Annotated in this window: 20 protein-coding genes; 14 read left to right on the top strand and 6 right to left on the bottom strand. The window is 67.9% G+C overall.

The genetic code is table 11. The annotated features are described in order from the left end of the window. The first annotated feature begins 76 nt into the window (after window positions 1–76). The 4 genes from FR943_RS21560 (at window position 77) to FR943_RS21545 (ending at window position 4,084) form a co-directional block, all read left to right on the top strand. Window positions 77–964, top strand: a complete 888-nt coding sequence (locus FR943_RS21560; RefSeq protein WP_217160300.1) for a peptidoglycan recognition protein family protein — start codon at window positions 77–79, stop codon at window positions 962–964. Between the two features lie 57 nt (window positions 965–1,021). Further along, entirely contained in the window at window positions 1,022–1,834 is an 813-nt protein-coding gene (locus FR943_RS21555) for a class I SAM-dependent methyltransferase (RefSeq protein ID WP_217160299.1), read from the top strand. Then, window positions 1,831–2,532: a helix-turn-helix transcriptional regulator gene (locus FR943_RS21550; RefSeq protein ID WP_217160298.1), complete on the top strand. Its 702-nt coding sequence runs from the start codon at window positions 1,831–1,833 to the stop codon at window positions 2,530–2,532. Before FR943_RS21555 ends, FR943_RS21550 begins: the two co-directional genes overlap by 4 nt. A gap of 460 nt (window positions 2,533–2,992) precedes the next feature. Next, a complete protein-coding gene (locus tag FR943_RS21545; protein WP_217160297.1) occupies window positions 2,993–4,084 on the top strand; it encodes an MmpL3/TtfA transport complex stabilizer in 1,092 nt (363 codons plus the stop codon). Here FR943_RS21545 and FR943_RS21540 read toward each other — a convergent pair whose 3' ends face one another. Continuing rightward, the gene (locus FR943_RS21540) at window positions 4,085–4,684 is read right to left on the bottom strand and encodes a TetR/AcrR family transcriptional regulator (RefSeq protein ID WP_217160296.1); all 600 of its coding nucleotides are present in this window, start codon (window positions 4,682–4,684) and stop codon (window positions 4,085–4,087) included. Between the two features lie 193 nt (window positions 4,685–4,877). Here FR943_RS21540 and FR943_RS21535 point away from each other — a divergent pair, with 193 nt between their 5' ends. Genes FR943_RS21535 through FR943_RS21525 form a run of 3 tightly spaced genes read left to right on the top strand, consistent with a single transcriptional unit; the run spans window position 4,878 to window position 7,265 of the window. After that, window positions 4,878–6,242, top strand: coding sequence for an aromatic ring-hydroxylating oxygenase subunit alpha (locus FR943_RS21535; RefSeq protein ID WP_217160295.1), 1,365 nt, complete (start codon window positions 4,878–4,880; stop codon window positions 6,240–6,242). A 37-nt stretch (window positions 6,243–6,279) separates the two neighbouring features. Beyond that, window positions 6,280–6,804 carry a hypothetical protein gene (locus FR943_RS21530; protein ID WP_217160294.1) on the top strand — a complete coding sequence of 175 codons (525 nt, stop codon included), beginning with the start codon at window positions 6,280–6,282 and terminating at the stop codon, window positions 6,802–6,804. Further along, window positions 6,801–7,265, top strand: coding sequence for a hypothetical protein (locus FR943_RS21525; protein WP_217160293.1), 465 nt, complete (start codon window positions 6,801–6,803; stop codon window positions 7,263–7,265). The genes FR943_RS21530 and FR943_RS21525 overlap by 4 nt, the downstream gene beginning before the upstream one ends. 12 nt (window positions 7,266–7,277) lie before the next feature. Here the strand turns inward: FR943_RS21525 and FR943_RS21520 are convergent, their stop codons facing one another. After that, complete coding sequence (locus tag FR943_RS21520; protein WP_217160431.1) at window positions 7,278–7,586, bottom strand: hypothetical protein; 309 nt, start codon at window positions 7,584–7,586, stop codon at window positions 7,278–7,280. A gap of 107 nt (window positions 7,587–7,693) precedes the next feature. On the opposite strand from FR943_RS21520, the gene FR943_RS21515 reads away from it, so the two are divergent. Continuing rightward, a complete protein-coding gene (locus FR943_RS21515; protein ID WP_217160292.1) occupies window positions 7,694–9,316 on the top strand; it encodes a fatty acid--CoA ligase in 1,623 nt (540 codons plus the stop codon). 77 nt (window positions 9,317–9,393) lie between these two features. On the opposite strand, the gene FR943_RS21510 is transcribed toward FR943_RS21515, so the two are convergent. Further along, window positions 9,394–10,617, bottom strand: a complete 1,224-nt coding sequence (locus tag FR943_RS21510; protein ID WP_218046004.1) for a lipid-transfer protein — start codon at window positions 10,615–10,617, stop codon at window positions 9,394–9,396. Between the two features lie 90 nt (window positions 10,618–10,707). Here FR943_RS21510 and FR943_RS21505 point away from each other — a divergent pair, with 90 nt between their 5' ends. After that, the gene (locus tag FR943_RS21505; protein WP_217160290.1) at window positions 10,708–11,757 is read left to right on the top strand and encodes an NAD(P)H-dependent amine dehydrogenase family protein; all 1,050 of its coding nucleotides are present in this window, start codon (window positions 10,708–10,710) and stop codon (window positions 11,755–11,757) included. A gap of 4 nt (window positions 11,758–11,761) precedes the next feature. Here the strand turns inward: FR943_RS21505 and FR943_RS21500 are convergent, their stop codons facing one another. Then, a complete protein-coding gene (locus tag FR943_RS21500; protein ID WP_217160289.1) occupies window positions 11,762–12,817 on the bottom strand; it encodes a zinc-binding dehydrogenase in 1,056 nt (351 codons plus the stop codon). A 63-nt stretch (window positions 12,818–12,880) separates the two neighbouring features. On the opposite strand from FR943_RS21500, the gene FR943_RS21495 reads away from it, so the two are divergent. Further along, window positions 12,881–13,729, top strand: a complete 849-nt coding sequence (locus FR943_RS21495) for a class II glutamine amidotransferase (RefSeq protein ID WP_217160288.1) — start codon at window positions 12,881–12,883, stop codon at window positions 13,727–13,729. A gap of 20 nt (window positions 13,730–13,749) precedes the next feature. Beyond that, window positions 13,750–14,607: a patatin-like phospholipase family protein gene (locus FR943_RS21490; protein ID WP_217160287.1), complete on the top strand. Its 858-nt coding sequence runs from the start codon at window positions 13,750–13,752 to the stop codon at window positions 14,605–14,607. Window positions 14,608–14,685: 78 nt separating this feature from the next. On the opposite strand, the gene FR943_RS21485 is transcribed toward FR943_RS21490, so the two are convergent. Continuing rightward, window positions 14,686–15,687, bottom strand: coding sequence for a patatin-like phospholipase family protein (locus tag FR943_RS21485; RefSeq protein WP_217160286.1), 1,002 nt, complete (start codon window positions 15,685–15,687; stop codon window positions 14,686–14,688). Between the two features lie 67 nt (window positions 15,688–15,754). Here FR943_RS21485 and FR943_RS21480 point away from each other — a divergent pair, with 67 nt between their 5' ends. Next, window positions 15,755–17,464, top strand: a complete 1,710-nt coding sequence (locus FR943_RS21480; RefSeq protein WP_217160285.1) for a SulP family inorganic anion transporter — start codon at window positions 15,755–15,757, stop codon at window positions 17,462–17,464. Here the strand turns inward: FR943_RS21480 and lpqV are convergent. After that, window positions 17,461–17,922 carry a lipoprotein LpqV gene (lpqV, locus tag FR943_RS21475; RefSeq protein WP_217160284.1) on the bottom strand — a complete coding sequence of 154 codons (462 nt, stop codon included), beginning with the start codon at window positions 17,920–17,922 and terminating at the stop codon, window positions 17,461–17,463. The genes FR943_RS21480 and lpqV overlap by 4 nt on opposite strands. A 118-nt stretch (window positions 17,923–18,040) precedes the next feature. Here lpqV and FR943_RS21470 point away from each other — a divergent pair, with 118 nt between their 5' ends. Next, window positions 18,041–18,559, top strand: a complete 519-nt coding sequence (locus FR943_RS21470) for a cysteine dioxygenase (RefSeq protein WP_217160283.1) — start codon at window positions 18,041–18,043, stop codon at window positions 18,557–18,559. Between the two features lie 2 nt (window positions 18,560–18,561). Next, window positions 18,562–18,930, top strand: coding sequence for a rhodanese-like domain-containing protein (locus FR943_RS21465; protein WP_217160282.1), 369 nt, complete (start codon window positions 18,562–18,564; stop codon window positions 18,928–18,930). Window positions 18,931–18,932: the final 2 nt, after the last annotated feature.

Raw genomic sequence — 18,932 nt, 5'->3', positions numbered from 1 at the left:
GACCGTCCCGGGATGTCGGCCTCCCGGGGTAGCCTTGATTGCAGAAAAGGTTTGCTGCGTCGGAAAAGGAATCTCAGTGCCGCAGACAACACGCTGGACCGGCGACCCGGTCTGGCTGGCCGATGTACTCCGGGCCGAGGGCGTCGATCTCGTCGAGTATCCCGGCTGGCGCACCCGCGGCCACGGCGATTTCAAGGACATCCGCGGCGTGATGGTGCACCACACCGGCTCGGATACCGCCACTGCCGCCTCGATCGCCCGGGGCCGGCCCGATCTTGCCGGCCCGTTGTCGCAGTTGCACATCGCGCGCGACGGCACGGTGACGGTCGTGGCGCTGGGGGTGGCCTGGCACGCCGGTGTCGGAATGTATCCGTGGTTGCCGACGAACATGGGCAATTGGCATCTGATCGGGATCGAGTGCGCCAACAGCGGCACCAGTCCGACCGCCCCGCACCGTGAGAACTGGCCTGATGCACAGTATTTCGCGTTGGTGCGGTGCTGTGCCGCGATCAATCGCCGGTTGGGGCAGAGCTCGGCGCGCACCATCGGCCACAAGGAGTACGCCGGTCGCGCCCAAGGGAAATGGGATCCGGGCGCCATCGACATGGACATCCTGCGCGCCGACATCGCGGAGCAGATCGGCGCCATCGCCAAACCGGCACCGACGCCACGACCGCCGGCTCCGGTGGGCCGCTACGCCGAGGTTCTGCTGTTCCGCCCGATGGAAGGCCCGCAGGTGGCGGTGTTGCAGAAGCGGCTCAAGACCGCCTACGCGTCCTATGCGGGTGACCTGACGGTCGACGGCGTGTTCGGCCCGCGGACCGAGGCGGCAGTGCGGGAGTTTCAGCGCCGCACACCCGGGCTGCGGGTTGACGGCATCGTCGGCCCGGCCACCGCCGCCGCGATGCGACTCCCGCTCGAGGTGTCGGACGGCAAGACCGTTGGCGCCCAGCTATTGCCTTAGGCTAACCAAACTTCTAGAGTTAAACGCATACTTTTCCTCCAAATTAAGGACCACAAGATGACCAGCAAGAACGATCTGCCGTTGGCGCAGCGGTCCGATGCGGATCTGCCCGGGCACTGGCTGTTGGCCCGGCTGGGTAAGCGCGTGCTGCGCCCGGGTGGTTTGGAGCTGACCACGCGGCTGCTCGGCGCGGCCAAGATCAAGGGCGCCGACGTCGTCGAACTCGGGCCCGGGCTGGGCCGGACCGCCACCGACATCGCCGCGCAGGGGCCGCGCTCCTACGTGGGCGTCGACGACAGCTCGACGACGTCGGGGCCACTGCAGCAGGCCATCACCGCCACCGGCGGCCGACTGGTCGCCGCCGATGCCGCCGAGACCGGCCTGGATGCGGGCTCGGCCGACGTGGTCGTCGGCGAGGCGATGCTGACGATGCAGGGGGAGAAATCCAAGAAGGCCATCGTCGACGAAGCCTTCCGGGTGCTGCGCCCCGGCGGTCGCTACGCGATCCACGAACTGGGACTGGTGCCCGACACGCTGGCCGACGGCATCAAGGACGACATCCGCCGCGAGATGGCCCGGGCCATCAAGGTCAACGCGCGGCCCCTGACCGTGGCCGAGTGGACCGAGCTGCTGACCGGCGCCGGTTTCGAGGTGGCCAGCGTCGACCGGGCTCCGATGGCGCTGCTGCAGCCGCGCCGGATGATCGCCGACGAAGGGCTGTTCGGCGCGCTGCGGATTGTCGGCAACGTGCTGACCCACCCCGCCGCCCGCAAGCGGGTGCTGCACATGCGCAAGACCTTCAACCGCTACGGCAAGCAGTTGACCGCGGTGGCGATCGTCGCGGTGGTGCCGGCCACAGCAGCGAAATGACCTCTGCGCCAGTGCATGACGCGTCCGCGCCCGCCCATGGCGGGCGGGCCGAGTCCGAGCGCGCCGCCGGCCGGCAGCGCATGCGGGTACTCGACGTGCTGCGCTCGGCGAGTCACCCGGTCGACGCCCGGCAGGTCGCCGAGGCCCTGCAGATCCACGTCACCACCGCGCGATTCCATCTCGGTGCTCTGGAGGGCAGGGGAGTCATCCGCCGGCGCACCGCCGCAGCCGGGGCAGGTCGGGTCGGGCGGCCCCGGCTCACCTACGAGATCGCCCCGCGGCTGGATTACGCCGACATCGTCGCGTTGTTCGCGGCACACCTGGGGGGTACGTCCGAGGAGCGGGAGGAACGGGCGCAGGCGATCGGTGCCGACCTCGCGCACCGGGTGCGGGTGGCGCGGCCCCTCGCCGAGACCACGATCGGCGACCTGGTGGTGGCCACCCTCGGCGAGCTGGGCTTCCAGGTCGGGTCCGTGCTGACCTCGTTCGGCGAAGTGCAGGTACAGATCTGCACGTGCCCGCTGGCCGAGGTCGCCGTCGATTCCCCCGAGGTGGTGCGCGGCATCCAGCGGGGCATGATCCAGGAGGTCATCGACCTCAACGCCGAGCTCGTCGGGCAGTACACGGCGTCGGTGCGGCCCGACGCCCGCCACGGTTCGTGCGAGGTCAGCGTGGTGGTGCGGCCGGTGCCCGAGTAATTCAGACCGGTTCGAGCCACCCAGCGAACAGCCCTCCCCCTCCGGCTCACCATTCACTGCCGTCACAATTGCCCGGCCCCGGCGTCGACCCCTGGGCTTTGAGCTCCGAGAATGTTTGCTGACGTGTCGGAGTGTGATCTGCCGCTCACTTTTGCCCGGGCGGATAAGAAATGCCCCCGACGGCCGCCTCGGCCGGGAAAACTCCAATGATTGTCTAATGTTGAGAAATTCCTGGTAACAGGCTTTTAATCGGGCGCGACCAAAAGGTAACGGATTTATAACCAAGAATTTTCTAAGCGCATTCTGAGAGAGTGTCCACGGCTGTCGGGAATTCGCTGTGAAGTGGTCTGGGGCCTGTCGATTTCGTCGCTAGACTCAATGCAACCGCGCCACTCCCGGCGCAGATGGACCTGGAATCTATAGCCGGTTTAAGCCTTGCCGGCGGAGGTGCCGATACACGATGGCAAAGAACTTCTTGCGTGTGCTGACCGCTGCGGTGCGCGCTGACCGAAAAGACCGGGCCATCGATGACACCACCCTCCGCAGCGTCGCCTTCGACGGTGTCCTCGACGACATCGATGTGGCCGGCCTGACCGAGATCGGCCTCGGACCCATCGGCGACATCGCGGTGGATCCCGACCGTGACACCGTCGTGGTCACCAACGTCGGTTCGGAGAGTCTGACCGTGGTCAACCCGCACACGATGGGGCCGGTGGGTTCTGTCCGGCTGGCCGGGGACCCGTTCGCCGTCGTCGTGGCCGACGACCACGCCCACGTCAGTGTCTCCTCCGCTGGGCATGACTCGATCGTCACGGTCGACACCATCACCGGCGCCGTGCTCGCCGAGTACCCGCTGGCCTTCACCGTCACCGCCCTGGCGATCAGCCCGGACGGCAAGCGGGTGTTCGCCGGCCGCGCCGGGCACGAGCGCATCGACATCGCCGTCATCGACACCACCGCCGAGCGGGTCGGCACGATCGACGTCGCCACCGGCGCCGGGGTAAACCTGGATGCCCTGCAGGTCGACGCCAGCGGCAGCCGCCTCTACGTCGCCACCTCCGACGTCCGCGGCAGCCGGTTGGTGATCATCAACACCGAAACCGCCCAGGCGCAGGCCACCGTGTGGATCGGCGCGCCGATCCGCGACCTCGCGATCAGCGATGGCGTCGCCTACGTACTGACCTCCGACCTCGAACACCGTGGCGTGGTGCACACCGTGGACCTCTCCGCTGCCACCGTGGTCGATGCCGTCCAGGTCGGCGGCGCGCCCACCCAGCTGGTGTTGAGCGCCGACGCCACCCGTGCCTACCTGGTCGACTACGACCGGGTCGTCGTGTGGAGCACCCTCACCGGTGCGATCCAGGGCAGCATCGATGTGCACGTCCAGCCCGCGGCGGTCGCCGTGTGCCAGGACGGCGCCCGGCTCTACATCGCCGACTACGCCGGCCAGATCAACGTCTTCGAGGTCGCCGAGTCGCTGTACGCACAGCTCGCCGTCACCGATGCCGTCGAGATGCACGCGCTGCCCGCGCTGGAGGCGGCCGGCGCCTGATCACGCCGGCGCCTCGATGCTGGACATGACCAGCTGCAGATAAGGACGGTAGAGGTCTTGGCCGGCGAGGTGGCTTTCCAGGGTGATGCCGTCGTTGGCGGCCAAGATCACCCGGGCCAGCGTCTCGGCGTCGATCGTCAGCGTGCCGCCGATACGGGCCACGTTCTTGCTGATGAACTCCCCGAGTGCCCGGACGGTCTCGAGCCGTTGGGCGGCCACCCGTTCCCGCGCGCCGGGATTGCGTAACAGGAACAGCGTCAGCTCGCAGCCCAGGGCAGCGCGGTCCGGCCCACTGCTCAATTCCCGCCACCTGTTGGCGAGTTCGTCGATGTCGACGTCGCCGAGGCGGCGGAAAGATGTCATCACGTCGGTGAATCCGTCGAGGAACCGTTGCCGTTGCCGGTCGACGACCGCGAGGAAGAGCTTCTCCTTGGCACCGAACTGCGAGTAGATGATGCCGCGGGTGAAACCCGCGGTCTCGGCGATCTCTTCGAGCGCCGCACCGGTCAATCCCTTGCGCGCGAACACTTCCTCGGCGGCATCGAGCACGATCTGGCGGCTGTGTTCGATGCGTCGCTCTTTGGTCCAGCGTTCTGCCATGGGCGGCACCTTCCTGGCGTCCCCGGATGTGATGCCGACCACTTTAATACAGTCTTGTATCCCCGATACATCTACGTATATCGTGAGGCCCGTCACACACGGCGGCGCGCAGCATCGCTCGTCCCAACAGGCCCTCGTTGGCGGCGAAGCCTCCGCCGCTGTGCAATGCCGTCGATCGAGGAGGACTCCATTGATGCCAGCAACGCGACCCGGGGAGTGGCTCGACCCGGATTCCGGTCTCGGTCTCGGCCTGGAGGACGTCAAGCCGGGAACGTTCAACTTCACCATCCCGACGGACCGTTACACCTCGCGCGAGTACGCGCAGCGTGAACGCGAAGCGATCTGGCTGCGCACCTGGCAGATCGCCGGCCGCGCCGAGGACATCCCCAAGCCCGGCGACTGGAAGCGGTACGAGATTCTCGACCAGTCCTTCCTCGTCGTCCGCGGAAAAGACGGCGTCCTGAGGGGATTCGTCAACGCCTGCCGGCACCGTGGCAACGCGCTGTGCACCACCGACACCGGCAACGCCAAGCGGGGATTTCTCTGCCAGTACCACCTGTGGTCCTACGACCTCGACGGCAGGCTGAAGGGAATGCTGCGCGAAAACCTCGCCGGCCCCATCGACAAGTCCGAGAACTCCCTGCTGAAAGTATCCGTCGACACCTTCGCCGGCTTCATCTTCCTCAACCCGGATCCCGACGCCGTGCCGCTGCGCGAATACCTCGGCGAAGACGTCGTCACGCTGCTGGAGCCATACAACATCGAACGGTTCACCACGGTCATGGACGTCACCGAGGCCATCGAGTGCAACTGGAAAGTCGTGATGGATGCCTTCGAGGAGGGATACCACATCAACGGCATCCACCCGCAACTGCTGCAGGTGCTGCACATCAACCCGGCGACCGCGCGGTACCGGTTCTTCGAAAACCACAGCGTCGCAATGGCTCCGTTCGAAGTGCAGGGGGCCAGCGTGCAGGAGCAGGTACAGGGCATGCTGGCTCTGCCCGAAACCTTCCCGGGCACCGTCGCGGTGATACCGCGCTTTCAGGAACTGCTCGCGCCCTATCAGGCCGACGACGGAAGCGTGGACTTCCCCGACGGTGTCACCGCCCGCCAACTGCTGCAGCAGGCCACCCGGGATGTGTTGACCGGCATGGGACTCGACGTCAGCAACCTGACCGATGACCAGATGGTCGACAACCAGGGGTGGGTGCTGTTCCCCAACTACTTCATGACCGTCCGCGCCGGCGAGTGCCACGTCATCATGTCCGCACCACACCCCAGCGGCGACCCGAACCGCTGCATCTGGCACGTGGCCAGCTACATGTATGTGCCCGAAGAGTTCCGCGACGCCGTGCGGGCCGAGGCGATCGTCGTCGACACCCCCGGCAGCCACAAGTACTTCGAGGCGCTGCAACAGGATTACGAACAGATGCCACGCCAACAGAAAGGCCTGCGCGCCGACCGGCTCGACCACATGACGCTGGTCAAAGAGGAAATCGTCATCGCGCACTTCCACTCGGTGGTGGACCGCTATCTGGCCACCACCACCCGCTGACCCGCCAGACCCCGAAATGCACAGAGAGAAGGACACGTTGAACATCGAAGAACGCATCGCCCACCACGTCCGCATGGCCGAGGCCTACCGTGACGCCTACCTGAACCAATCAGTTCAGGATGGTGCCGCCTTCGCCGACGCCTGGAAATTCGCCGACGAAGGGGTGTACGTGTCGCCGTACTTCACCGGCGACCAGGTGTTCCCGTTCAGCGAGTTCCCCACCGACACCGCCAAGGCCTCCACTATGGAGGCCAAGGCCTACTCGCTGACCTTCCCGGACTGGAAGCCGGCGAGCTTCGACTACTGGCCGGCCAGCAACGGCGTCGTGATGAAGACCCGCTGGGAAGGACACACCAAAGACGGTGTGAAGATGGGCTTTTACTCCTACAGCTTCATCGAGACCAACGACGAGGGACAGCTCACCCGGTGGGAGACCCACGTCAACGACGAGTACAACGCCTTCCTCGACGTCGCCATCGGAGTACACGGCCCATTCAACGGCACCAGTGAATATGTCGAGGCGCTGGAGCGGACGCTGGCCGCCGCCGGGGTGACGGTGTGAGCGCTCTCGACGACGTCATCGCCGATTCCACCGGCCGGTCGCGCACGGTGCTGCAGTACAGCCAGATGATGAAGGATCTGGTGAAAAGCGCCAAGCAGCCCGGCTTTTCGGCAGCCAGCTGGGCGCCGCTGGCCGAGTTCATCACCACCGAGGATTTCGTCCGGATCGGCCCGTTCAAAGAGGTGATGAACTGGACGGAGTACACCGAGTTCCTGACGAACTGGGCGAAATCCTCGGACTGGGACTGCTCGCTGCAGCGCGTCACCGAGGCCGGCGAGCTGGCGTTCCTCGAGCTCGAGGAACGCAGCCAGATCGGCGACTTCAGCAGCGTGGTCAATACAGCCTCGGTGTTCGAATTCACCGCCGAGGACAAGATCCGCTACATCGCCGTCTACCTCCAGATGGAGCTGCCGGATCCGGCGGCGCTGCCCGACTTCGCCTCGGCCGAGGATGCCGGCTGATCGATCCGCACGTCAGCGCTGGCAGTCCAGCGAGACCGACACGGTCTGGCTGGTGATCGTGGGCAGCAGGATGCGATCGCCACCCAGACCCGGCCCCGGATAGGGCACCAGCTGGCTGACCTGATGCGGGTTGCGCACGTTGGTGACGATGCACTGCTCCAGCGGCGCGGTGCCGATGCGATCGATGGTCACCGTGTAGCCCTCGGACTGCAGCCGGTCGATCACCTGCTGGGCCGTCTCCTCGGCCGAGGCCACCGCAGACGACGCGCCGATCACCCCGAGAACAGCCGCCGCTGCCGCCAGGGACCACTTCATGCGCATCGAGCTCAACTTTCCGTCGGTACCGACCATCTTCCGCTACTTATATCGTCGGGGGAATTCGAATCGTTCCCGCCGGTACCCGCCGGCGAACGCATACCATCGCGGCCGTGAACAGCACGATGCAGAACTGGCCGTTGACGATCACCGCGATCCTGCAGCATGCCTGCGGGGTCAACGGCGACCGGACCGTGACCACCGCCGACGGAGACAGCCGGTACCGCACGATCAGCTATCGGGAACTGGGGGCGCAGGCCGGCCGGCTGGCGCATGCGCTACGCGGGCTGGGCGCCGAGCGTGACGACCGGGTGGGCACCTTCATGTGGAACAACACCGAACACCTGGTGGCCTACCTCGCCGTCCCCGCGATGGGCGCAGTACTGCACACCTTGAACATCCGCCTGTCGCCCGAGCAGATCGCCTACATCGCCAACGAGGCCGAGGACCGGATCATCATCGCCGATGCCTCGGTGGCCGGACTGCTGGCCCCGGTGCTGCCGCTGCTGCAGACCGTGCACACCGTGATCGTGGTCGGCGACGGCGACGTGAGCGCGCTGACCGGGGTGACCGTACTGCGCGCCGACGAGCTGCTGAGCGCCCAGCCCACCGAGTACGAGTGGCCCGAGATCGACGAGAACTCCGCAGCCGCAATGTGTTACACGAGCGGCACCACCGGAAACCCGAAAGGCGTGGTGTACAGCCACCGGTCCAGTTACCTGCACGCGCTGAGCACCTGCACCGCCAACGCGCTCGATGTCAGCTGCGGTGACACGGTGCTGCCGATCGTGCCGATGTTCCACGCCAACGCCTGGGGACTGCCCTATGCGGCCCTGATGGCCGGCGCCAACCTGGTGATGCCCGACCGGTTCATGGACGGAACGTCCCTGATCGACCTGATCGAATCGCAACGCCCCACCGTGGCCGGTGCGGTGCCGACCATCTGGAACGACGTCATGCACTGCCTGGAAAAGAGCCCGGGGCATGACATTTCGTCGCTGCGACTGGTGGCCTGCGGCGGATCGGCGGTGCCGCTCTCGCTGATGCGGACGTTCCAGGAGCGCTACGGCGTGTGTATCCAGCAGGCCTGGGGCATGACCGAGACCTCGCCGCTGGCCACCGTGGCCAAGCCGCTGCCCGGGGTCACCGAGGAACGACAGTGGCAGATGCGGGTCAGCCAGGGCCGGCCGATGTGCGGCGTGGAAGTGCGCGTCGTCGACGACGAGGGCCACCCGCTGCCCAACGACGATGTGGCGGTGGGCGAACTCGAGATCCGCGGACCGTGGATCACCGGCGCCTACTACCTGGGCCGCGATGCCGAGAAGTTCGACTCCGGCTGGCTGCGCACCGGAGACGTCGGCCGCATCGACCCACAGGGCTACGTGACCCTGACCGACCGGGCCAAGGACGTCATCAAATCCGGCGGAGAGTGGATCTCGTCAGTGGAGTTGGAGAACCATCTGATCGCGCACCCGGCGGTGCTGGAGGCGGCCGTGGTCGGCGTGCCCGACGAGCGCTGGCAGGAACGTCCGCTGGCCGTCGTCGTGCTGCACGACGGGGCCTTGGCTGAGCCGGCCGAATTGCGGGAGTTCTTGGCGGACAAAGTGGTTCGCTGGTGGCTGCCGGAGCGGTGGACGTTCGTCGCGCAGGTGCCACGCACCAGCGTGGGCAAGTACGACAAGAAGACCATCCGGGCGCGGCACGCCGACGGTGCCTATGAGGTGGTCTTCCTCTGATCTCCCGCCGAAACGGCATTCCAGCAGGAAAAGTCCGAGAGCGGGCCTGCTGGAATGCCGTTTCGCGCGGAAGGGGGTCAGCGTTCGGCGCGCTGGTAAGCCGTCACGACGGCTGCGCCGCCGAGGCCGATGTTGTGCTGCAGGGCCGCGTTGACGCCGGAGACCTGACGCTTGTCGGCGGTGCCGCGTAGCTGCCAGGTCAGCTCCGAGCACTGGGCCAGGCCCGTCGCTCCCAGCGGGTGGCCCTTGGAGATCAGCCCGCCGGACGGATTGACCACCCAACGGCCGCCGTAGGTGGTGTCGTTGTCGTCGATCAGCCGCGGCGCCTCACCTTCGCCGCACAGGCCCAGCGCTTCGTACAGCAGCAGCTCGTTGGCCGAGAAGCAGTCGTGCAGCTCGATCACCTGGAAGTCCTCGGGACCCAGGCCGGACTGGGCGTACACCTGCTGGGCGGCCTGCACGTTCATGTCATAGCCGATGATGTTGGCGGCGCTGCCGTCGAACGTGGAAACGAAGTCGGTGGTCATCGCCTGCCCGACGATCTCGACGGCCTGCGACGCCAGCCCGTGCTTGTCGACGAACGCCTCGCTGGCCACGATCGCCGCGCCCGACCCGTCGGAGGTGGGGGAGCACTGCAGCTTGGTCAGCGGATCGGAGATCATCTTGGCCGCCAGGATGTCCTCGAGCGTGTACTCGTCCTGGAACTGCGCATACGGGTTGTTCACCGAATGCTTGTGGTTCTTGTAACCGATCTTCGCGAAATGCTCGGCCGTGGTGCCGTACTTCTTCATGTGCTCACGGCCGGCCGCACCGAACATCCACGGCGCAACGGGGAAGGCGAACTCATCGATCTCGGCCAGCGCTTTGACGTGCCGGCCCAGCGGGGACTCGCGGTCCTGCGCCCCGCCGCCCAGCGAGCCGGGCTGCATCTTCTCGAAGCCCAGCGCCATCGTGCAATCGGCCAGCCCGCCCCGGATCGCCTGCGCGGCGAGGTAGAGCGCCGTCGAGCCGGTCGAACAGTTGTTGTTGACGTTGACGATCGGAATGCCCGTCATCCCCAGCTCGTAGAGCGCACGCTGGCCCGAGGTGGAATCACCCGAGCAGTACCCGACGTAGCCTTGCTGGACCTGGTCATAGGAGATGCCGGCATCCTCCAGCGCCTTGGTGCCCGACTCCCGCGCCATGTCCGGGTAGTCCCAGCCTTCGCGGCTGGACTCATGGTCCGCTCCGCGAGCTTCGCGTCCGCCCGGTTTCTCGAACTTCGTCATCCCGACCCCGACGACGAAAACTTTGTTAGCCATGCCGAGAAACATACAGATCACGGTTTCCGTGGTGTAGAGATAGTTGGAACACGTTCTAGTTCTGTGTCGATCCCGGGAAGGGGTGCACCCGTGCTCAAAGTCGTGCAGTGGGCAACCGGCGGGGTCGGCGTGGCCGCCATCAAAGGCGTGCTCGAACACCCCGACCTGGAACTCGCCGGCTGCTGGGTGCATTCGGACGCCAAGAACGGCAAGGACGTCGGGGAGATCATCGGCACCGAGCCGCTCGGCGTCACCGCGACCAATAGCGCCGAGGAGATCCTGGCGCTGGACGCCGACGCGGTGATCTACGCACCGCTCATGCCCAACCCCGACCAAGTCGCGGCGCTGCTGCGGTCCGGCAAGAACGTGATAACCCCGGTCGGCTGGCTGTACCCCAGCGAGAAGCAGGCCGCGCCGATGCGGGCCGCCGCACTGGAGGGCAACGCCACCCTGCACGGCACCGGCATCGCGCCGGGCGGGATCAGCGAGAAGTTCCCGCTGGTGTTCTCCGCGATGGCCACCGGGGTGAACTTCGTTCGCGCCGAAGAGTTTTCCGACCTGCGCACCTACGACGCGCCCGACGTGGTGCGCCACGTCATGGGATTCGGCGGTACCCCCGACACCGCGCTGAGCGGGCCGATGCAGAAGATGCTCGACGGCGGCTTCATCCAGGCCGTCAAGATGATCGTCGACAACGTCGGGTTCGAGATCGACCCGCGGATCCGGGCCACCCAGGAGATCGCCGTGGCCACCGCGCCCATCGACTCGCCGATCGGCGTGATCGAGCCCGGGCAGGTCGCCGCCCGCAAGTTCCACTGGGAAGCCCTGGTCGACGGCGAGCCCGTCGTGCGCGTCTCGGTGAACTGGCTGATGGGCGAGGAAAACCTCGACCCCGCATGGACTTTCGGTCCGGAAGGGCAGCGCTACGAGATGGAGGTCCGTGGCAACCCGGACTTCACGGTCGTCATCAAGGGTTTCCAGGGGGAGGCCGGCGAAGAAGGCCCAGAGCCTGGCGTCGTCGCGACCGCAGCGCACTGCGTCAACTCCGTGCCCGCGGTGTGCGCCGCACCCCCGGGAGTGGTGACGTACCCGGACCTGCCGCTCATCAGTGGCAAGGCCGCACCGAAGCTCGCCACCTGAAACCTCAGGGCCGCACCAGGATCCGGATCGGATTGCCCTCGCCGCGCTCCAGCTTGTCGATGCCGGCGGCGATGTCCTCCAGGGACACGATCTCGCTGATCGAGCGGGACAGATCCAGCCGGCCCAGGGACACCAGCGTCGCCAGCGTCGAAATGTCGACGTTCTGATAGCCCAGATGGCCGAGCACCTGCTTCTGGGTGAGCCCGAACATCGACGTCGGCCCGATCGTCGGTTCCTGGGCACTCATCCCGACCGCGACCAGCCGTCCCCCGACCGTGAGCTGCCCCAACGCCTGCTCGAACGTCGACTTCAGCCCGACGGCGTCGAACGCCACATCCAGCCCCCGGCCTCCGGTGACCTCGGCGATCTTCTCGTCCAGATGCTCGTCGTCGGCGCTGAATGCGTAGTCGGCCCCGACCGCCACCGCACGGTCCAGCACCTCGGGCTTGATGTCGACGGCCACCACCGGCACCGCGCCCACCAGCCGGGCCAGTTGCACGATGTGGGTGCCCACCCCGCCCAGGCCCCAGACGCCCACCGACTCGCCGATGCCGACCTTGCCGGTGCGCACCACCGCGCCATACGGGGTGGACACCGCGTCGGCCAGGATCGCGGCCTGCTCCAGCGGCACATTGTCGGGTACCCGGGTCAGCCCGACCGCCTGCGCCAGCGTGTACTCGGCCCAGGCCCCGTCATAAGCGAAGGCCATCAACTGGATTCGCATGCAGTTGGCGATGTCGCCGCGTCGGCAGTTGGGGCATTCCAGGCACGGCCGGCCCGCCGCGACGATCACCCGGTCACCTTCGGCCCACCCGGTGACACCCGCACCCAGCTTGGCGATCGTGCCCGACGCCTCATGGCCCTGCGTGACCACCGGCGCCTGCGCCGGAAAGGTGCCGTTGATCAGGCTGAGGTCCGAATGGCAGATACCGCAGAACGCCACCTTCACCAGAACCTCGCCCGGCCCCGGCTCGGGAATTGGAACATCCTCCACCACAACAGTTTTGGTATCCGCATAGAAGCGTTCCGCCCGCATCGTCGGCCCAGGTTCGGATGTCATGGCGTCCCCTTGTCTGCCCGGTTACTATCCGCATCATGGCACTAGATCGGGCACGCTGAGGCCATGTGCCGATTGTTCGGCCTGCACGCCGGCCGCCAACTGGTGCCGGCGACGTTCTGGTTGCTCGACGCGCCGGACAACCTCGCCGCGCAGAGCCGCCGCAACCCCGACGGCACCGGGCTGGGATTCTTCGGGGTCGACGGCGCACCGGTGCTGCACAAGGAGCCGGTGGCGGCGTGGCGGGACTCCCAATTCGCCACCGAGGCACACGATGTCACGGCGACGACGTTCATCGCACACGTGCGCTACGCCTCGACCGGCGCGCTCGACGTGGCGAACACCCACCCGTTTCTGCAGGACGGCCGGATCTTCGCGCACAACGGTGTGGTCGAAGGGCTCGAGGCGCTCGACGACCGGCTGCACGAGCTGGGCGTCGCCGACCTGGTGGGTGGCCAGACCGATTCGGAACGCGTCTTTGCGCTCATCACCGCGGCGATCCGGGCCCACGACGGCGACGTCGGCGCCGGCATCGTCGACGCCGTCGGCCGGCTCGCCGAGTCGGTACCGATCTACGCCGTCAACCTCCTGCTCAGCACGGCCACCGACATGTGGGCACTGCGCTACCCGGACACCCACGAGCTGTACCTGCTCGACCGCAGACACCCCGAGGAGCGCGGGCTGCACCTGCGCAGCCGACGCATCCGCGCCGAATCCGCGCACATCCGACCGTCGGTGGTGTTCGCCAGCGAGCCGATGGACGGTGAAGGCTGGCGGCTGCTTGCCCCCGGCGAACTCGTGCACGTCGACGCAGATCTGCAGATCGACGCCCGGCAGGTGTTCTCCGATCCGCCACGTCACCTGCTGCGCCCCGAAGACCTGTCCGCCACGGCGGCCGCGTCGCAGCGGAACTAGCCCTGGCACACTCGACCACCGTGACCTCCAAACGTGCACTGGTGCTCGCCGGCGGCGGCATCGCGGGTATCGCCTGGGAGACCGGGATTCTGCAGGGCATCGCCGACGAATCGGCTGCCACCGCCGACGCCTTACTGGCCTCTGACGTGCTGGTCGGCACGTCGGCGGGGTCGACGGTGGCGGCGCAGCTGAGCAGCGGGCTGAGCCTGGCCGAGCTGTTCGAGCGCCAGACCGGTGCGGATTCCGCCGAACTCGATCCCGGCGTCAGCATCGACAACGTCACCGACCTGTTCGTCACGGCGATGCTCACCCCCAACACCACCAAAGCCCAGAAGCTGCAGGGAATCGGGGCCGTCGCGGCAGGAACCAGCACCGTGGACCCCGCGGTGCGGCACGCGGTGATCTCCCAACGGCTGCCGTCGCACGACTGGCCCGAACAGGTGCTGCGGATCTCGGCGATCGACATCGACACCGGCGAACTGGTGACGCTGGACCGCGACTCGGGCGCGGCACTGGTCGACGCTGTTGCGGCCAGCTGTGCGGTGCCCGGGGTGTGGCCGGTGGTGACGATCGACGGCCGGCGGTTCATGGACGGCGGGATCGGCAGCGCGGTCAACATGGCGCTGGCCGTCGACTGCGACGTCGCCGTGGCGCTGGTACCGCAGGGCCGCTCGACGCCGTCCCCGTTCGGTATCGGGGCGGCCGAGGAGGTCGACGGCTTCGCCGGCCGGTCATTGGGGATCTTCGCCGACGACGACTCACTGGCGGCCTTCGGCAAGAACCCGCTCGATCCCGCTTGCCGGGTGCCCTCAGCCCAGGCCGGGCGGGCGCAGGGACGACGGGTGGCTGCCTCGGTGGCCGAGTTCCTGGCCGGCTAGTTTTCCCGCCGAAACCGCATTCCAGCAGGCGCCTTCTCGCACTTTCTCTGCTGGAATGCCGTTTCGGCGCAGAAGGGATCAGCCGTCGAGGGCGCGGGCGGCCAGTTCGCGGCCCACGTCGATCACTTCGGCGGCACGGTGAAAGTCCAGGCTGCGGCACACCGAGCGCGGCACCTCGATGAGCCGATCCGGCGGATACGCCGCCAGCGTGTGCCGGGCCAACGCGGCCTGCGCGATGTCGATGGTGCGGTTCATCACCTCGAAACTGCCCAGCTTGGGCACCACCGGTTCCACTTCCGCTGATTCTTCCCGGGGCACCAACGGAGACGCCGCATCATCCCCGCCGTCCCCGTCGTCCGCGCCGTCCGGGTCGCCCCCGTCCTCCGCGTCGTCCGGGTCCGGCTCGGCCGCCGCACCGGAGCGGCTCGGCACCACGGTGTCCATCAACGCCGTCGTGCTGCGCAGCACCCGGTTCAGCAATTCGGTCGTGGGCCGCGATTTGGCACCGGTGTCGGGTTCGGCCTCGACCCCGCCGGCCTCGCTGCCGGCCAGGCTCACGGCGATGGTCAGGTCGGCGTTGACGGCCGCGATCGGCGCCATCGGCAGGGGATCGAGGATGCCGCCGTCGCCGAGCAACCGGCCGTCGAGGACGTGCGGCGCGATCACGCCCGGGATGGCTATCGACGCGCGGATCGCCTCGTCGACCGGGCCCCGCTGCAGCCACACCGACTTACCGGCGATCAGATCCGTGGCCACCGCCGTGTAGGGAATCGGCAGGTCTTCGATGAGGGCCTCGCCCAGGATGTCGCGCACCGCGTCGAGAATCTTGCCGGCCCGCAGCACCCCGGCCGCGCTGATCGACGGATCCAGCAGCCGCAGCACCGCCCGTTGCGTCAGCGTCCGGGCCCACTCGGCGAAATCGTCGAGCTTGCCCGCCGCGTGCAGGCCACCGACCAGCGCGCCCATCGACGAGCCGGACACCCCGACCACCTCGTAACCCCGGTCGCACAGTTCGTTGATCACCCCGATGTGCGCGTACCCGCGGGCGCCACCGCTGCCGAGGACCAGAGCAACACGCATACGTCCATTCTGAGGCACCTCGCGGCAGTATCGCCCGTAGCGCAATCATCCGTGGCAAGGTCGACCTGTGGCTGCGCCGGCATTTGCGCGAAAGTTAGGTCGTCCCAGGCCCCGTGATGTTCTCGCCGGGCTGGTGACAGGGCTGTTCTCGATACCCGAGGGCATGGCGTACGCCAGCATCGGCGGGTTCAACCCGGTCACCGGCATCTACGCCGGCATCATGCCCGGCATCATCGGGTCGCTGTTCGCCCGCACGGTGCTGATGGTGACGACGTTGACCAGTGCCATCGCGCTGACCTCGCGCAGCGTGCTCAAGGAGGCCGGGCTCGACCCACAGGACCCCGCCAACGTGGCCGCCCTGGCCCTTGTCGTCGGCGCGGTGATGCTGCTGTTCGGGCTGCTGCGGTTCGGCTCGATCATGAACTTCGTCTCCAACGCCGTGATGACCGGATTTTCCACCGGCATCGCGCTGCAGATCGTCGCCGGCGTCCTGGGCGACGCCACCGGCTACAAACCCCAGAGCGGCAACACCATCGGCAAGTTCATCGACTCGCTCGCGCACGTCGGCCTATGGCATCCGGCGGCAGTCGCGGTGGCAGTGGGTACGGTCGCGGTGTGGGCGGTGTTCCACTTCATCAAGCCGCTGGAATCCTTCGCGACCCTGCTGGCCCTCGTCGTGGTGACGGCCGCGACCGCGGCGTTCAAGGTCGACGTCGAAACCGTGGGCGACATCGCGTCGATCGCCAATGCGCTTCCGCCGGTGACTGTTCCGAACTTCGCGGCCATGCCCGAACTGATCGTCGGCGGGGTCGCGGTGGCACTCGTCGCACTGGCCCAGGCTGCCGGAATCTCGGCCGCGGTGCCCAACCCCGACGGCAGCCGCACCAATATGAACGGCGACTTCCTGGCCCAGGGCGCGGCCAACGTGGCCGGCGGGATGTTCGGCGCACTCCCGGCCGGCGGCTCGCTGTCCCGCACCGGGGTGTCGACCTCGGCCGGTGCCCAGACCCGGTGGTCGGGCATATTCGCCGGGCTTTGGCTCGCGCTGCTGGTACTGGTGGCCGGGTCAGCCGCCGAGATCATCCCGATGCCGGTGATCGGCGGGCTGATCCTGGTGATCGGCGCCGAGCTCGTGGTGGGCCGGCTGCCCGACATCAAACTGGTGCTGCGGGTGGCGCCGCTGTCGGCGCTGGCGATGCTGGTGACGTTCGCCGCCACCACGCAGCTGCCGTTGCACACCGCGATCCTGATCGGCGTGATCACCTCATTGGTGCTCTACTGCGCCAAAGCGGCCAAGGCAGCACAGCTACAGGCGCTGACCCCGGCCCCGGGTGGCGGCTGGGAGCAGGCGCCGGTGCCCGAGCGGTGCGCCAGTGACGATGTCACCGTGTTGCATTACGCCGGCGTCGGACTGTTCGCCGAGGTGGCCCGTATCGATGAGGACTGGCCGCGCGCCGAGGGCACGTCCAACGCCGTGGTGGTGCTCAGCATGCGGGCGCTGCCCGACGTGCCGTCGTCGGTGACGATCAAGGCGCTGCGCCGCTGGGCCGGCCAGCTGAAAGCCAACGACGGACGGCTGATCATCGCCGGGGTCGACCGCGCGACCACCGAGGTGCTGCGCCGGGGCGGTCTTGATGACCTGCTGGGCGACGACGGCATCGTGCCGGCCACCGACCGGATCTTCGGCGCACTCGACGTGGCCGTCGAGCGCGGCCGCGCCTGGGTGGCCGCCCAGGACGCCGGACCCGGAGATTTACCGCAGCGTGATTCGAACTAGCTGCAGAGCTCGTCGGCGGCGGCCCGCGCCGCGACGATCACCGCGGCCTGGCGGGCCGGCTCCAGCTGGGCCCACGCCACGTTGTAGGTGCCCGGCCCAGGTGCCGCGTCGGGCGCCTGCACGGTCGCCAAGTACGGCTCGATCTGCGCCTTGAGATCCCCGCCCTGGGCCTCCATCCACACCTTCGCAGCGTGACAGGCCTGGAAGTACTCCTCTTCGGTGGACTGCGCGTCGGCGCCGACGGCGGTGGTGACCCCGCCGGGGGACACCGCCACCTCGCCCGGCGCGGCCGTCGGGGTCGGTGCCTCGGTGGTCGCGGTGGCTTGCGGAGACGACGCCGTGGACTCCTCGGTTTTCTGTTGGTCGCCGTTCTGTGTCGAGCATCCGATCAGCAGGCTCAGCCCGGCGGCGATGACGGTGCCGACGGTCAAGCGGGAGGTCCATCTGTAACTGCGCATGCCGCCAATCTATGCAACACTGGCCGCCGTGACGGAACGGATGGATTTCCAGGAGTGTTGTCGGGCCCGCTAGCGCGCCCGTCTGCCCTGTTCCGCCGTCATTCCTGGAGTTCTCCCGATGCTGTCCACACTGGCGCCCGTCCCTGCCGTCTCCGCGCCGACCCGGCTGCGGCTGCCCGATCTGATGCACACCACCGACCGCGCCGCCGACGATGTGCTGTCCGGCCGCTACGACCGGCTGCTGCGCGGCTTGCCGACGCACGAGCGGTGGTACACCCGACTGTCCGGCGACGACGAACTCGACGTCTGGCTGATCAGCTGGGTGCCCGGCAAGTCGACCGAACTGCACGACCACGGCGGCTCACTGGGCGCGCTGACCGTGGTGTCCGGCGCGCTGCGCGAAACCCGTTGGGACGGCGAGCTGTTGAAGAACCGGCGGCTGGCCGCCGGCGATCAGGCGGCGTTCCCGCTGGGCTGGGTGCACGACGTGGTGCACGCCCCGGCCGCCATCTCGGGGCCGACGCTGAGCGTGCACGCCTATTCGCCGCCGCTGACCGCGATGTCCTACTACGAGGTGACGCCACAGAACACGTTGCGCCGCAAGCGCACCGAGCTCACCGACGCCCCGGAAGGATGACGATGAGCCGAATCGACACCGTGCTCGCGCAGGCCCGCGCCCGGCTGCACCGACTGCCGGCCGAGCAGGTGCCCGCGGCGCTGCACGACGGCGCCGTGCTCGTCGACATCCGGCCGGCCGCCCAACGGGCCGTCGAGGGGTCGGTCCCCGGCGCGCTGGTCATCGAACGCAACGTGCTGGAGTGGCGCTGCGACCCGACCAGTGACGCGCGGATTCCGCAGGCGGTCGATGACGACGTCTACTGGGTGATCCTGTGCTCGGAGGGCTACACCTCGAGCCTGGCCGCGGCCGCGTTGCTGGACCTGGGCCTGCACCGGTCCACCGACGTGATCGGTGGTTATCACGCCCTGGTGGCCGCCGGCCAGGTGTAACC

Source organism: [Mycobacterium] fortunisiensis (assembly GCF_019050325.1).
Lineage (GTDB): Bacteria > Actinomycetota > Actinomycetes > Mycobacteriales > Mycobacteriaceae > Mycobacterium > Mycobacterium fortunisiensis.
This window is presented reverse-complemented; position numbering and strand designations above follow the sequence as displayed.